Source organism: Klebsiella planticola ATCC 33531 (assembly GCF_000735435.1).
GTDB lineage: Bacteria > Pseudomonadota > Gammaproteobacteria > Enterobacterales > Enterobacteriaceae > Klebsiella > Klebsiella planticola.
This window is the reverse complement of the sequence record NZ_JMPP01000024.1, coordinates 112,270-125,962: the sequence shown is the minus strand read 5'-3', so window position 1 is coordinate 125,962 and position 13,693 is coordinate 112,270. Positions and strand designations below refer to the sequence as shown.

At 59.8% G+C, this 13,693-nt stretch carries 13 protein-coding genes and 1 pseudogene; 6 read left to right on the top strand and 8 right to left on the bottom strand.

Annotated elements, in window-relative coordinates; genetic code table 11:
- Positions 1–113 precede the first annotated feature (113 nt).
- Positions 114–539, top strand: a complete 426-nt coding sequence (gene nudI / locus GRPL_RS14045; protein ID WP_004864913.1) for a nucleoside triphosphatase NudI — start codon at positions 114–116, stop codon at positions 537–539.
- Here the strand turns inward: nudI and GRPL_RS14050 are convergent.
- Together GRPL_RS14050 and tctD are read right to left on the bottom strand one after the other, a co-directional pair.
- Positions 516–1,955, bottom strand: coding sequence for a sensor histidine kinase (locus GRPL_RS14050; RefSeq protein ID WP_004864915.1), 1,440 nt, complete (start codon positions 1,953–1,955; stop codon positions 516–518). The two genes, nudI and GRPL_RS14050, sit on opposite strands and share 24 nt — an antisense overlap.
- A complete protein-coding gene (gene tctD, locus GRPL_RS14055) occupies positions 1,942–2,616 on the bottom strand; it encodes a transcriptional regulator TctD (RefSeq protein ID WP_032699084.1) in 675 nt (224 codons plus the stop codon). The genes GRPL_RS14050 and tctD overlap by 14 nt, the downstream gene beginning before the upstream one ends.
- A 15-nt stretch (positions 2,617–2,631) precedes the next feature.
- Between tctD and GRPL_RS27735 the strand changes: the two genes are divergently transcribed.
- From GRPL_RS27735 to GRPL_RS0125645, 5 genes and pseudogenes are all read left to right on the top strand, one after another.
- Entirely contained in the window at positions 2,632–2,778 is a 147-nt protein-coding gene (locus GRPL_RS27735; protein WP_155117247.1) for a hypothetical protein, read from the top strand.
- A 318-nt stretch (positions 2,779–3,096) separates the two neighbouring features.
- The gene (locus GRPL_RS27730) at positions 3,097–3,255 is read left to right on the top strand and encodes a small membrane protein (RefSeq protein ID WP_375339038.1); all 159 of its coding nucleotides are present in this window, start codon (positions 3,097–3,099) and stop codon (positions 3,253–3,255) included.
- Positions 3,256–3,586: 331 nt separating this feature from the next.
- Complete coding sequence (locus GRPL_RS14065; protein WP_004865070.1) at positions 3,587–4,567, top strand: Bug family tripartite tricarboxylate transporter substrate binding protein; 981 nt, start codon at positions 3,587–3,589, stop codon at positions 4,565–4,567.
- Between the two features lie 15 nt (positions 4,568–4,582).
- Positions 4,583–5,014 (top strand): tripartite tricarboxylate transporter TctB family protein, encoded by a 432-nt coding sequence (locus tag GRPL_RS14070; RefSeq protein ID WP_004865072.1) that lies wholly within the window; start codon positions 4,583–4,585, stop codon positions 5,012–5,014.
- Positions 5,015–5,025: 11 nt separating this feature from the next.
- Positions 5,026–6,544 (top strand): annotated as a pseudogene (locus GRPL_RS0125645) (tripartite tricarboxylate transporter permease).
- Here GRPL_RS0125645 and menE read toward each other — a convergent pair.
- The 6 genes from menE to menF form a co-directional block, all read right to left on the bottom strand.
- On the bottom strand, positions 6,541–7,917 hold the full coding sequence (gene menE, locus GRPL_RS14075; RefSeq protein WP_032699083.1) for an o-succinylbenzoate--CoA ligase: 1,377 nt from the start codon (positions 7,915–7,917) through the stop codon (positions 6,541–6,543). The pseudogene GRPL_RS0125645 and the gene menE sit on opposite strands and share 4 nt — an antisense overlap.
- On the bottom strand, positions 7,914–8,879 hold the full coding sequence (gene menC, locus GRPL_RS14080; protein ID WP_032699081.1) for an o-succinylbenzoate synthase: 966 nt from the start codon (positions 8,877–8,879) through the stop codon (positions 7,914–7,916). Before menC ends, menE begins: the two co-directional genes overlap by 4 nt.
- Complete coding sequence (gene menB, locus GRPL_RS14085) at positions 8,879–9,736, bottom strand: 1,4-dihydroxy-2-naphthoyl-CoA synthase (RefSeq protein WP_032686654.1); 858 nt, start codon at positions 9,734–9,736, stop codon at positions 8,879–8,881. Before menB ends, menC begins: the two co-directional genes overlap by 1 nt.
- 14 nt (positions 9,737–9,750) lie before the next feature.
- Positions 9,751–10,509 carry a 2-succinyl-6-hydroxy-2,4-cyclohexadiene-1-carboxylate synthase gene (menH, locus tag GRPL_RS14090; protein WP_032699080.1) on the bottom strand — a complete coding sequence of 253 codons (759 nt, stop codon included), beginning with the start codon at positions 10,507–10,509 and terminating at the stop codon, positions 9,751–9,753.
- A complete protein-coding gene (gene menD, locus GRPL_RS14095; RefSeq protein WP_004865079.1) occupies positions 10,506–12,176 on the bottom strand; it encodes a 2-succinyl-5-enolpyruvyl-6-hydroxy-3-cyclohexene-1-carboxylic-acid synthase in 1,671 nt (556 codons plus the stop codon). The genes menH and menD overlap by 4 nt, the downstream gene beginning before the upstream one ends.
- A 76-nt stretch (positions 12,177–12,252) precedes the next feature.
- The gene (menF, locus tag GRPL_RS14100; protein ID WP_032699079.1) at positions 12,253–13,548 is read right to left on the bottom strand and encodes an isochorismate synthase MenF; all 1,296 of its coding nucleotides are present in this window, start codon (positions 13,546–13,548) and stop codon (positions 12,253–12,255) included.
- Positions 13,549–13,693 lie beyond the last annotated feature (145 nt).

Genomic DNA, 13,693 nt, shown 5'->3' with positions numbered 1-13,693 from the left:
TTGCTACGGATAGCGGCGGCTAAATACGGACAATGCAGCTTGCGGTTTAGCGAGACGGCTCGCAAACTGGTGCTCCAACACCTTTTTCCTACCGTTTAGTCAAGGAGATCACCATGCGCCAAAGGACCATCGTCTGCCCGCTGATTCAGAATGAGGGCCACTATCTGCTCTGCAAAATGGCTGACGATCGCGGCGTTTTTCCCGGGCAGTGGGCACTTTCCGGCGGCGGCGTTGAACCGGGCGAACGTATTGAAGAGGCGCTACGTCGGGAAGTTAGTGAGGAGCTTGGCGAGGCGTTGCAGCTGACGCAGATTACGCCGTGGACCTTCAGCGATGATATTCGGGTCAAAACCTATGCCGACGGCCGTCAGGAAGAGATATATATGATTTACCTGATTTTTGACTGCCTCAGCGCCAATCGCGAAATCACCCTCAACGACGAGTTTCAGGCGTATGCCTGGGTGAAACCGCAAGATTTGCACCGCTACGATCTGAACGTCGCGACCCGCAAAACATTAACCCTGAAAGGCCTGCTCTGAGCGACCCGGCGCCGCGGCCAGAAAACGCAGTCTGACTTTCAGGCCGCCCAGCGTTTCGCTACGCAGCAGCTGCGGGTGACTGCGATGCAGTCGGGCAATATCCGTCACCAGCGCCAGCCCGAGACCCGCACCGGGGTTATCCCCGACATTTTCCAGGCGCTGAAATGGCAGCAGCGCCTGCTGAATCTGGTCATCCTCAATACCCGGGCCACTGTCTTCGACCTCCATGACGACGCCTTCTCCATCGCGACGCAGGCTCAGCGTCACCGTTCCGTTTGCCGGCGTGTAGCGAATTGCGTTATCCAACAGATTGGCGCACAGCTCAGCCAGCAGGACGCCGTCGCCGGCGATCATGACCGCGGACCGTTCGCCCTCATAACCGAGGTCGATATTTTTACTGCGCGCCTGGGTAATCCGCGAAAAGCAGCTGTTTTGCACGATGTCCTGAAGATCGACGGCCAGGAAGGCCCGATCCCCCTGCTCTTTACCTTTAACGCTCGCCAGCTGCAGCAGACGTTCGGTCAACATAATCGTCCCATCGAGCGTGGTACGCATGGCCTGCAGACTTTCACGCCACAGCTGCGGGTCATCGCTGGCCAGCGCGACGGAGGCCTGGGTCTTTAAAACCGCCAGCGGCGTCTTGAGCTGATGGGAGGCGTCGGCGCTAAAGCGCTCCTGCCGTGAAATCATCACTCGCAGCCGGTCAATATAGCGGTTAAATGCCACTATCAGCAGCCGGGTTTCTGACCACGGCAGCAGTTCCGGCAGCGGCGTCAGCAGGCCGGGTTCGCGCCGGACCATCAGCGCCGAGAGCTGGCGCATCGGGCGCAGCACGCGCCGCAGCAGCCAGCCGGTCAGCACCAGCGTCAGCAGCACCAGCAGCCCCTGTGATACCCAGGAAGAGAACAGCAGCTGCCCGGCAAGCCAGCGCCGCGACTGCAGGGTCTCAGCGATATAGATTTCCGCCATCCCGAGAATGCCCCCTTCGTTGATCGGCTGCAGCAGCCGCGCCACGCGAATGGCCTGGCCACGATATTCGGTGTGGTAAAACCATGCCAGCGCCGGATAGAGCGTCGTGCGCGAGGTTGCCGGCGGCATGGCGGGCAAATCATCAAAACCTGAAATCACCTTCCCGTCCGGGTCCACCACCTTGTAATACAGGCGGTCGTTCATGTTGAGCTCAAAACTATCCAGCACGACCCAGGGCACGTTGACCTCCAGCCGCCCCTCGCGCACCACCAGCCGTTCCGCCACGGTGCGGGCCGAGGAGAGCAGCGTCCGGTCATAGGCCTGCGTCGCCGCCTGGAGCGCGCTCACATAGCTGTTGAATGCCGACAGTCCCCACAGCAGCACCAGCGGCAGCCCGAGAAACAGCATCAGTTGGGCAAACAGCGACTGCGGCTTACCCCACTTCATGACCGCTCTCCAGCACATAGCCGAGCCCACGCAGCGTGGTAATCCGCACGTCGCTGTCCTGTAGCTTTTTCCGCAGCCGATGGACATAGAGTTCGATACTCTCCGGACTCACTTCGTCATTCAGACTGAAGACCTGCTCAAACAGCTGCTGGCGTGAGACGGGTCGGGAACGACGAAACATCAGCACCGTCAATAGCGCCTGCTCGCGCGGGGTTAGCGACAACCGCTGTCCTCGCAACAAAAAATAGCCCTCATCGCGATACTCCAGCTCGCCCAGCTGCTGTACTTCATGCACCTGACCTTCGCTGCGCCGTAGCAATGCCCGCAGCCGCGCGTCCAGTTCCTCAAGCTCAAAGGGCTTTGGCAGATAATCATCGGCGCCGACGTTCAACCCTTTAACCCGATCCGCCACCGCGCTGCGTGCCGTCAGCAGCAGTACCGGTAGCGTCTGCCCGCGTTTGCGCAGCCGCTGAACCACTTCCAGTCCGTCGAAACCGGGCATCCCTATATCCAGCACCGCCAGCGCGTATTTTTCACTTTGCAGCAGATGGTCAGCCGCCCGACCATCGAAGACGCAGTCGACGGCAAACCCGCCCTGTACCAGCGCTTTTTCCAGCCAGTGGGCCAGTTCACGATTATCTTCAGCTAATAAAAGGCGCATTGTGGTGATATCTCCATGTTTATCGGCACGGCAATCGGCAGGACTGACTTTGGTTCCGTGGTCACCCATTGGCGCAAGCATCCATCACAGCGCGACGAGCAACAAAAAGATGAGAATGACAAAATGAAACAAATATGCAACATCGACGCAGCTGATTTGTAAGCGGTTTAACACTCTGAACAAAGAGGGCGATCGCTCTCCCCACCGTCTGCCGCTATTCAGCCCGCAGATAGCCGTCAACGCGCTTGCTGGAAACCCAATTCGCCATCTGTTTATTCTCATGCATATTCTGACGAAATTAACTTTAAATCATCATTAAATACGCTGACTTTATTATTCATTCAGCGCAAAATAACATTATAAGAACGCCCAATATTATAGAGATCATAAGAATGTACTAATTACGTTCATTACTGTATGAATGGGAATAACATTTGATGAAGATCATACTTTCACCGGATAAATATCCCGATACTGAAAATGAAAAAAACACCACACTATCAATGGACTAATAGCATGGTTAATATTTTATTTTTAATTCTCGCCGTCGTACTGCTGGCCGTATCCGTATTTTCCCTGTACTCATATCTGAAAGATATCCGCAGAACAAAACGTGTATTTATAAAAAATCGCAGATAAGTGCTCAGCCTCATTCATAATACATTCGGCTGAATCTGGTACTTTCCTGCGCCTGCTCAGCTGATCCCACCGGCGATTTATGCGGCTCAATCCCTGGGCCAGTTCTGGCCCGTTTTATCGTGCTTCGCATTTCCCATCGCCGGAAATAACCCCGCCGCTGATACCTCCCTGTCGCTGAGGGAAATAAGAGAGATCTATCACATCCTGTAAAGTTATCCCGCGACTGAAAGGGAAATGAAAGGTTGTTGATTTAACAATTGCGCAACCAAACAGTCCGACATTGTTCCACATAACCAGAATAAACCACCCCTGTACCCGACTGAGGAAGCCCATGAACACACCATTCCTTCGCCATCTTAGCGCACTCGCGCTATGCCTCTGCAGCGTCTCAGCGTATGCCGCCGAAGCCCCTTCCCGTACCGAATGTATTGCGCCGGCTAAGCCCGGCGGCGGCTTCGATCTGACCTGCAAACTGATTCAGGTCAGCCTGATGGAAACAGGGGCGATCGCTAAACCGATGCGGGTCACCTACATGCCCGGCGGTGTCGGCGCGGTCGCCTACAACGCCATCGTCGCACAGCGTCCGGGCGAGCCGGGCACCGTTGTCGCCTTCTCCGGCGGTTCGTTACTCAATTTATCGCAAGGTAAATTTGGCCGCTACGGCGTCGATGATGTCCGCTGGCTCGCCAGCGTAGGTACCGATTACGGGATGATTGCCGTGCGCGCCGACTCTCCGTGGCAGGACCTCCCTTCGTTTATGGCCGCAATGGAAAAAGATCCCGCCAACATCGTCATCGGCGCCGGCGCCTCCATCGGCAGCCAGGACTGGATGAAGGCCGCGCTGATGGCGCAAAAAGCCCATGTTGACCCGCATAAAATGCGCTACGTCGCTTTTGAGGGCGGCGGCGAACCGGTGACCGCGCTATTGGGAAACCATGTTCAGGCGGTCTCTGGCGATCTGAGCGAAATGGTGCCCTATCTGCAAGGCAACAAAATTCGCGTGCTGGCGGTCTTCTCCAGTGAACGGCTACCCGGCGCGCTGGCCAATGTCCCGACCGCTAAAGAGCAGGGTTACGATCTGGTCTGGCCGATTATTCGCGGCTTTTACGTCGGTCCGAAGGTCAGCGATGCTGACTACCAGTGGTGGGTCGAGGAGTTCAACAAGCTTCAGCAGACCGAGGAGTTCAAAAAACAGCGCGAGCTGCGCGGCCTGTTTGAGTTCAACCTGAGCGGCGAAGCGCTCGATGCCTACGTGAAGAAACAGGTCAACGACTATCGCGAACAGGCCAAAGCCTTTGGTCTGGCGAAATAATCTGCGGAGGTTGCCATGAGCGATCGTATTTTTGCCAGTATCTGGCTGCTGCTCTGCGCGGGGGGGATGTTCGTTGCCTGGCAGATTCACAGCGAGTACGCCTATGAACCCGTTGGTCCCCGCCCGTTCCCGCTGGGGATTATCGGCCTGATGCTGCTGTGCTCGGTCCTGCTGCTATTACGCCGCCCCGACGCGGTGACGTGGCCCGGGAAGCGAGTTTTACAACGCTTGTTAACCATGGTGGTGGTTCTGGTGGTCTATGCATGGGGATTTGAATGGCTTGGTTTCCCGCTGGCCACCGCCTTGCTGACCGCCGTCATTGGCCTGCTGTTTGGCGCCACGCTGCCTGCCACCGCCGCGGCCGGGGTGGTGATGGGCGCGGCCCTGTGGTACGCCTTTGACACCCTGCTCGATGTCACGTTGCCGCTCGGCATCTGGTTAAGTTAACGGAGAAGTCTATGGATACCTGGATTTATCTTTCGCAGGGCTTCGCCGTGGCGATGACGCCGACGAACCTGATGATTGCGCTGATTGGCTGCTTCGTCGGCACCATCGTCGGCCTGTTGCCCGGCCTCGGGCCAATTAACGGCGTGGCGATTCTGCTGCCGCTGGCGTTCGCACTGCATCTGCCTGCTGAATCTGCCCTGATTCTGCTGGCGACGGTCTATATCGGCTGCGAGTACGGCGGGCGCATCTCGTCCATTTTACTGAATGTGCCCGGCGATGCCGCCGCCATTATGACCGCTCTCGACGGTTATCCGATGGCCCAGCAGGGACGCGGCGGGGTGGCCTTATCGATTTCGGCGGTCAGCTCTTTTGTCGGATCGCTTATCGCGATTGGCGGCATTATTTTGTTCGCACCGGTGCTGGCACAGTGGTCGCTGGCATTCGGTCCCGCAGAGTATTTCGCCCTGATGGTGTTTGCCATTGCCTGCCTGGGCAGCATGATGGCGCAGAACCCGCTGAAGTCGTTTCTCTCCGCCTTAATTGGTTTAGGTCTGGCGACGGTGGGTGTCGATGCCAATACCGGAGTCTACCGCTTTACCTTCGACAGCATCCACCTCTCGGATGGCGTGCAGTTTATCGTCGTCGTCATAGGGCTGTTTAGCGTCTCTGAAATTCTGCTGATGCTGGAAAGCACCAGCAGCGGGCAAACGCTGGTGCGGAAAACCGGGCGTATGTTGTTTAACGCCAAAGAGGCCGGTCAGTGCGTGGGCGCCACGCTGCGCTCGTCGGTGGTAGGTTTCTTCGTCGGTATTCTGCCCGGCGCCGGGGCTACCATTGCCAGCGCCATCACCTATATGACCGAGAAAAAAGCTCAGCGGCAGCAGCGACAGCTTCGGCAAAGGGGATATCCGCGGCGTCGCCGCCCCGGAAGCGGCCAATAACGCCTCCGCCTGCGGCTCGTTCATCCCGATGCTGACCCTCGGGGTGCCCGGTTCCGGCACCACGGCGGTGATGATGGGAGCCCTGACGCTGTACAACATCACGCCAGGCCCCGCCATGTTTACCGAACAACCGGACATCGTCTGGGGATTGATCGCCGCCCTGCTGATCGCCAACGTGATGCTCCTGATTATGAACATCCCGCTGATCGGCCTGTTTACCCGGATGCTGACGATCCCACTGTGGTTCCTGGTGCCGGCGATTGCCGCCGTTTCTGCCGTCGGCGTCTACGCGGTCCACAGTACGACCTTCGATTTGCTGCTAATGGTCGGACTCGGAGTGCTCGGGTACATTCTGCGTAAAATGCACTTCCCGATGTCGCCGCTGATCTTAGGTTTCGTGCTCGGGGAGATGCTGGAGCAAAACCTGCGCCGGGCGCTGTCTATCAGCAACGGCAATCTGTCGATTTTGTGGGGAAGCGGCGTGACCAAAACATTATTGTTCCTCGCCATCGCCGCGATCGTTATTCCCCCGCTGCTACGCTATCTGCGTAAGCAACGCCGGCGCCGTGCCGAGGCCAACCCCGGTTAACGGGTCTGGCTGCCTGGCAACGCATTAACCCAGTCACGTAATGCCCGGCGGGAAATTTTTATCCCGCCGGTTTTCAACGAATCAGGTAACATCAACCAGCGTACCGGCTGCTGAAAACGTGCCAGCTTATCCTGTGCCCAGACCGCCAGCGCGGCGACATCGCACTGCGCAGCGCACTCCACCACCGCCACCGGACGCTGACCAAACTCCGCATCGTCTAACGGCACGATAAACGCCTGCTGAATCTGCGGATGAGCCAGAAGTACTCTCTCCACCTCTTCAGGCTGAATACCTTCCCCTCCGCTGAAAAAGAGGTTATCCATCCGCCCAAGCAGAGTCAGTTTGCCCTCCCTGATCTCGCCGCGATCGCGAGTGGCAAACCAGCCCTGTTCGTTGACCAGCGGCTGCACCCCGCCATCGCGCCAGTAGCCAGCCGCCATGCTGTCGGCACGCAGCCAGACTTCGCCTTCAACGATTTTCAGCGCGCGCCCCGGCAGCGGCTGGCCAACGTCCGGTGCGCCATCCGCCTCTTTGCCGCATACCGTCGAGGCGAACTCCGTCAGACCATAGCCACACCAGCAGCGAATCCCCCGGCCGCGCGCCTGTTCGGTCAACGCGACGGGAATCGCCGCCCCGCCCAACAGCACCGCCTTCAACGACACATCAGCCTCACTATTGAGCAACCGCCAGAGCTGAGTGGGCACCAGCGAGGCATGCGTACAGCCTCGCAACGCCTGTTCCAGCGGTTGTCTTTCTCTTACCGTCAGGCGGGCGCCCGCCAGCAGCCAGCGCCAGAGAATACCCTGGCCGGAAACATGAAACAGCGGCAACGACAGCAGCCAGTCATCATCCGACGCCAGCGGAATCATCGCCAGCACGCCTTCAGCGCTGGCAAGATGCGCCCGACAGCTGTGCACGGCAGCCTTCGGCAGCCCCGTAGAGCCGGAGGTGAGCGTCATTGACGCCAGGCGTTCTTCGCACCAGGGTAGCGTCAAGCCACCCGCCTCGCGTTGCAGCGCCAGCGGCGCAAAGTCGAGGGCGAGCGGATCGCCGTTCAGCGCCAGCGCATAACGCAAATCGAGGGAGGGTAACACTGCCGCCAGCAGCGAAGGCGGGAGCTGAGGATTCAGAGGAAGCACCCGGGCGCCGCACTGAAGCAGCGCCAGCCATGCCAGCAATGCCGACGGCTGGTTATAGGCCCGCAGCAGCACGCCCTCCCCTTCATTGACCCCTTGAGCGCGGAAGCCCGCGGCCAGCGCGTCAACTTCAGCGCACAGCTGCCGCCAGTTCAGGACAACGTCGTTCAGACGCACCGCCGGCGCATCGCCGCGCAGCCGGCGCCAGTGCCGCCATGGCCAGTCGCTAAAGGTCACAGCAGCGGCTCCAGCTCATCACTGTTCAGGCAGGGTAACGGGCTGTCAGGCCAGGGGCGAATCAGCTGCGCGCGCATCAATGCCAGGGTATCCAGACCGGGAAGGGTCTGCGGCGTCAGCCAGGCGGCAATCCGCGCCAGCTGCGTCAGTCCAAGGCTTGATTCGATCGATGAGCTGATCACCGCCGTCAGCCCCAGCGCGTGTGCCGCGGCGACCTGTTCCCGTACTTTGTCCAGGCTACCGGTGAGCGTCGGCTTGATCACCAGCGCACGCAAACCCGGCTCCGCCTGAAAACGAAAATCCGCCTCACGCAGACTTTCATCCCAGGCAATCGCAATGCCGGTTTCCCGGGCAAAAGCCCGGGAGTCGTCGCGGGTTTTACACGGTTCCTCAAGGAAGGCGATACGGTCGCGGTACTGCGGATGGACATATTTCGCAAACTGCTGCGCTTTGAGCGGGGTCCAGGCGCGGTTGGCGTCCAGACGCAGCTGCAGATCGGGAATCGCTTCCAGCAGCAGGTTAACCACCATGCCGTCACGCACCGCTTCATACAGCCCGATCTTGACCTTCGCTACCTTTTCACCGGGCAGCGCCGCCAGCCTGGCAAACAGTTCGTCCGGGTCGCCGGTGCACAGCGGCACCGCGCGATACTCCGCCTCCAGCGGCAGTTCATCGTACAGCTCCGCCAGCGCGCAGCTGACGCCGAAGGCCACGGAAGGGTGAGACGGCCCGGACAGGTTCTCGCCCTGCCGCCAGGCTTTCGCCCATGCCACCAGCGCGCACTGCGCCTCCTCCAGCGTTTCCGCGCTAAAGCCCGGCAGAGGCGCAATTTCGCCCCATCCCTGACGTTCACCGTCCTGCAGGTGGATGAACAGCCCATCGCGAGTTTTTAACCGCCGTTCGCGCAGTACCACGCCCGCGTCCATCGGTACCTGCCAGCGGTAAACCTGCGCCTGACGCATTATGGATTCCGTTTAAATTTGCTGAAGTCCGGCTGACGTTTCTGGTTGAAAGCGTTACGCCCTTCCTGCCCCTCTTCGGTCATGTAGAACAGCATGGTGGCATTCCCCGCCAGCTCCTGCAGCCCCGCCTGGCCATCGCAATCGGCATTCAGCGCCGCCTTCAGGCAGCGCAGCGCCATCGGGCTGTTTTGCAGCATTTCTCGACACCAGCGCACGGTCTCTTTTTCCAGATCTGCCAGCGGGACGACGGTGTTGACCAGCCCCATATCCAGCGCCTGCTGCGCATCGTACTGACGGCACAGGAACCAGATTTCGCGCGCTTTTTTCTGTCCGACGATCCGCGCCATGTAGGATGCGCCCCAGCCACCGTCAAATGAGCCGACTTTCGGGCCGGTCTGGCCGAAGATGGCATTTTCTGCGGCAATCGTCAGATCGCACATCATATGCAGAACGTGACCGCCGCCGATGGAATACCCCGCCACCATCGCCACGATCGGTTTCGGGCAGGTGCGGATTTGGCGCTGAAAATCGAGCACGTTCAGGTGGTGAACGCCGGAATCATCCTGGTAGCCGCCGTAATCGCCGCGTACCTTCTGGTCGCCGCCGGCGCAGAATGCTTTATCGCCTTCGCCGGTGAGGATAATGACGCCGATATTGTCGTCATATCGGGCATCGGACAGCGCCTGAATCATCTCTTTCACGGTCAGCGGGCGGAACGCATTGCGCACCTGCGGCCGGTTAATGGTGATTTTAGCAATCCCGTCCGTCGACTTCTGGTAACGAATGTCGGTATAGCCTTCGGAGCAATCGTGCCATTCCACGGGGGCGTAGAGCATTGCTTCATCAAGAGAGATCATAGAATGTCCTTTGGTTAACTCGCTAAAAACTGGGCCAGACATGACACCACCGCCGCGGGATTTTCCCGATGCGCGTTATGCCCGGCATGATGAATAATATGTGTCGTTGCGGCGACGTCGCGCGCAAGGGCGCGAAACTTCGCATCGCGCTCACCGCAAAGATAGTGAAAAGGGTAGCGCCGGGCGCGGAGTTGCGCACGCAGGTCGGGCTGTACGGCGAGGGAAGTCGCCTCCAGCATCGCGGCCAGACTGGCACCGCTGTTGTGGCTGCGCAGCGCAACAAGCGCTTCCCGCTGCTGCGTACTTAAACCGGCGAAAACCGGCTGCAGGTACCAGTCGGCAAAAACCTGAACCAGCGGCTCGCGGCGAAAGCGCTCCGCCCAGGCAGCATCGCTACAAGCGCGATGCTGGCGTTGGTGCGCATCCTGGAGACCGGGATGGCCGCCCTCTACGACCAGCCCGCACAGCCCGCACCGCGGCTGGCTGGCAAAAAACATCGCAATACGCCCGCCCAGCGAATAGCCGATCAGCCAGTAGTCCCGAATATGATAGTGCGCCAGCGTTTTCTCCAGCCGCAGGCTAACCTCGGCAAAACCGCTGACCCTGACATCGCGCGAACCACCGTGGCCCGGCAGATCAATATACAGCTGCGGATAAGCGCTGAACGCGGCGCCCACCGTTTGCCACTCCCGGCTGTCGCCGGAAAAACCGTGTAAAAAGACCAGCCAGGGATAGCCCGACTGCCCCTTTTCGCACCGGGCGTGCAGACTCATAGCCGGCTGACCTGCGCCAGCAGCTGTTGCAGAGTATGAGTGCCTTCCGTCTCGTTCACCACCAGCTCAATCAGCGTGGCGCCAGGAAGACGCCAGGCGCCGGCCAGCGCCGCTTCCAGTGCCTCCCAGTTGCCCGGGCGATGATAATGAAGGCCAAACATCGCCGCCGCATGGCCGAAATTGACATCCTGCGGCATCAGATAAAACTGGCGCCGTTGATCCTGCGGCGTCGGCAGCAAAGAGAAGATCTGCCCGCCGTTGTTGTTTACCACGATCAGCACCAGCGGCGCAGAGGCCTGGCGCAGCAACGCCAGCGAGTTCAGATCGTATAGCGCGGAAAGATCGCCGACGATCGCCAGCGTCGGGCGGGCACTGGCTCGCTGAACCCCTGCCGCCGTCGCCAGCAGGCCATCAATACCGCTGGCGCCACGGTTGCTATAAACCGGATATCCTGCCGGAAGCTGCGCCAGGGCATCAATTAACCGAACCACCAGGCTGTTACCGACAAACAGCTGCCCCTGTTCCGGAAGGTAGCGGTGAATCCGGTGAGCCAGCTGGGCTTCGCCAAATGCCTCACTGCGGTCGGCCGCCGCCTGCCAGGCCTGCCGCGACAGCTCCGGGATCGTCGTCGCCCACGGCTGGCGGCTTTCCGCCGGATGCAGATCCAGCCACTGTTCCACCGGGCAGACCAGCCGACGACCGCGGTGATGAGCCGGGTCGAGGCGACCGGGGAGATTATCCACGACCCAGTATTCTTCCGGTTCACAGGTGGCCTGCCACTGCAGCACGCGTTTACCGGTGAGGCTGCTGCCCAGCTGTACCACGATTTGCGCCTGCTGCAGTTCGCTCACCGCTTTGCCGTTCGCCAGCCACAGGTCGGCGCACGGCAGCGGCTGCCCGGTCTGGGAAAGGACGTCGCCAATCAGCGGCCAGCCGAGCGTTTTTGCCCACCCGGCGACTTTTTTACCTTCAGCGGCGCTCATGCGACCCGCGACGACAACGCCCCGCTTCTGTCGCCAGAAAAACCAGTCGCGCTGCTTTTCGCTTTCCAGATGCAGGGACTGCCGCAGCCAGGGTTTATCGCTTTGCCACCACGCGCCGAGCTGCTGCTGCCACTCCACGCCGGTGTCATCCATCTCGCCGTACAGCGGCTCGGCGAACGGACAGTTGATATGGATACCGCCGGAATGCAGAGCGCCCAGCGCCTGGTCAATCGTCGATACCAGCCAGCGCGCGGGCACATCCTGAGACGGACGCGGCAACGACAGCGTCTGCGAGGGATGAGAAGCAAACATGCCCGGCTGGCGGATAGCCTGGTTCGCACCGCAGTCAATCAGCTCCGGGGGACGATCGGCGGTGAGAAGTATCAGCTTTTCACCGGTCAGTCCCGCCTCAATTAAGGCCGGATAGAGGTTAGCCGTCGCCGTTCCGGACGTGACAATCACCGCCACCGGCTGCCGGCTGGCTTTTGCCAGCCCCAGCGCCAGATGGCCGAGACCGCGCTCATCGAAATGGGTATGAGGAATAAACGCGCGGTTTTCCGCCGCTGCCAGGGTAAGAGGTGTCGAGCGCGAGCCCGGCGCAATGCAAATATGCTGCACGCCGTGGCGAGTTAATGCTTCGAGGATCACCGCCGCCCAGCGTCGGTTAAATGCGCTTACTGACATGAAATTGTCCGGTATCAAATATTGAGGCTAAGTATAGGTAATACAAAGCAATGGAGTATTGATATGCGTCGTTTATCTACGTTTTTGTCAATAACAAGGAACGCAGTCCCGCCGCCTTATTTTCTATCTCCTGCCACTCCTGCTCAGGATCGGAACCGCTGACAATCCCGGCACCGGCATACAGCCTCAGCGTGGCGTTTTCGACTTGCGCCGAACGCAGGGCCACGCAGAATTCGCTTTGCGCCAGCGACAGGTAGCCAGCGGAACCGGCGTACCATTCCCGGGTAAAAGGTTCATGGCGGGTAATAAATGCCAGCGCCGCCCGGCGCGGTAATCCTGCGACCGCGGCGGTCGGCTGCAGCTGATGCAGGCAGCGGGTATCGTCAGGCTGAGAGAGTTCAGCCCAGATGCAGCGGCGCAGATGCTGAACTTTACGCAACCGCACCACCTGCGGCGGCAGGACGTCCAGCGAACGGACCTCATCCTGCATACGCTGGCAGATATCCTCCACCACCAGCATATTCTCGCGCTGATTTTTATCATCTTTCATCAGCCAGTCGGCCAACAATTGCGCCTGGCGATCGTCAGGATGGCTGGCAACGGTCCCGGCCAGCGCTTCGGTGCGCAGCAGCGTCCCGCGCCGGCGCCAAAGCCGCTCCGGCGTTGAACCAAAGAATGTCCGCTGTGCGTTAAAGGCCATCATAAAATGAAAACAGCGGTGGTTACTGCGCCGGCTGGCAGCCACGATCGCCAGCGGATCCGGCGGCGCGGCAAACTGGACATCGGTGGCCCGCGCCAGCACCACTTTATCCATCTCCCCAGCGGCAATCGCCTGAGTTGCCTGTTCAATCAACGCATGCCATTGCGGATAGTCCGGGGAATGGTGTTCGCTGAGCACCGGCGGCAGAGCGGCGGGCTGCGCCTGGTCAGGCGTTAGCGTCTGGAGAAATTCCCGGGCCGCGATGGCATCTTCGCGCAGTGAGGTCTTGCTACTCAACAACAGGCGCAGGGTGGCTCTCCCCCCGACCCGACGCCACTCCAGCCGCGGCAGAAAGAGCCTCCCTTCCTGCGGATTAAATGCATTCAGGCCGCAAATACGTAAATCCGCCAGCCCCTGGCGCTGCAGGAAGCCGTGAGCCCCGGCCAAAGACGGGAAGGTTTTGACCGCGCCGAGCGCGGCAAGCTCTTCATCGCCATTGCGCTGCTGCCAGTAAAACTGCGGCCACTGCGCTTGATGACCGCACCACAGAAGCGGGTCAAAAGCGTCATGAAGAGGGAAAGGAATATCGAAAATTCGCGTACCGGACGACGGCGGAAAATCGTCAGACAGGCAGTCACGTAAGCGTTCCAACGCAGTGGAAACAGACAGCACGCAAACCTCCAGAGAATAAAAACCACAGATTATACGGGGTACTGGGGTGAAATTGCAGTACCCATAATGAGGGAGAGGACTTTCCGCATGCGGCGGCGGCCAGCCAGAGCAGACTGAAGGAAAAAAAGTATAGATTCTTTGCGTA

What these genes read in the sequence shown, in the direction of transcription:
- nudI (WP_004864913.1), top strand. Translation starts at nt 114, where the DNA reads ATGCGCCAAAGGACCATCGTCTGCCCGCTGATTCAGAATGAGGGCCAC.
- GRPL_RS14050 (WP_004864915.1), bottom strand. Translation starts at nt 1,955, where the DNA reads ATGAAGTGGGGTAAGCCGCAGTCGCTGTTTGCCCAACTGATGCTGTTT.
- tctD (WP_032699084.1), bottom strand. Translation starts at nt 2,616, where the DNA reads ATGCGCCTTTTATTAGCTGAAGATAATCGTGAACTGGCCCACTGGCTG.
- GRPL_RS27735 (WP_155117247.1), top strand. Translation starts at nt 2,632, where the DNA reads ATGTTTATCGGCACGGCAATCGGCAGGACTGACTTTGGTTCCGTGGTC.
- GRPL_RS27730 (WP_375339038.1), top strand. Translation starts at nt 3,097, where the DNA reads ATGAAAAAAACACCACACTATCAATGGACTAATAGCATGGTTAATATT.
- GRPL_RS14065 (WP_004865070.1), top strand. Translation starts at nt 3,587, where the DNA reads ATGAACACACCATTCCTTCGCCATCTTAGCGCACTCGCGCTATGCCTC.
- GRPL_RS14070 (WP_004865072.1), top strand. Translation starts at nt 4,583, where the DNA reads ATGAGCGATCGTATTTTTGCCAGTATCTGGCTGCTGCTCTGCGCGGGG.
- menC (WP_032699081.1), bottom strand. Translation starts at nt 8,879, where the DNA reads ATGCGTCAGGCGCAGGTTTACCGCTGGCAGGTACCGATGGACGCGGGC.
- menB (WP_032686654.1), bottom strand. Translation starts at nt 9,736, where the DNA reads ATGATCTCTCTTGATGAAGCAATGCTCTACGCCCCCGTGGAATGGCAC.
- menH (WP_032699080.1), bottom strand. Translation starts at nt 10,509, where the DNA reads ATGAGTCTGCACGCCCGGTGCGAAAAGGGGCAGTCGGGCTATCCCTGG.
- menD (WP_004865079.1), bottom strand. Translation starts at nt 12,176, where the DNA reads ATGTCAGTAAGCGCATTTAACCGACGCTGGGCGGCGGTGATCCTCGAA.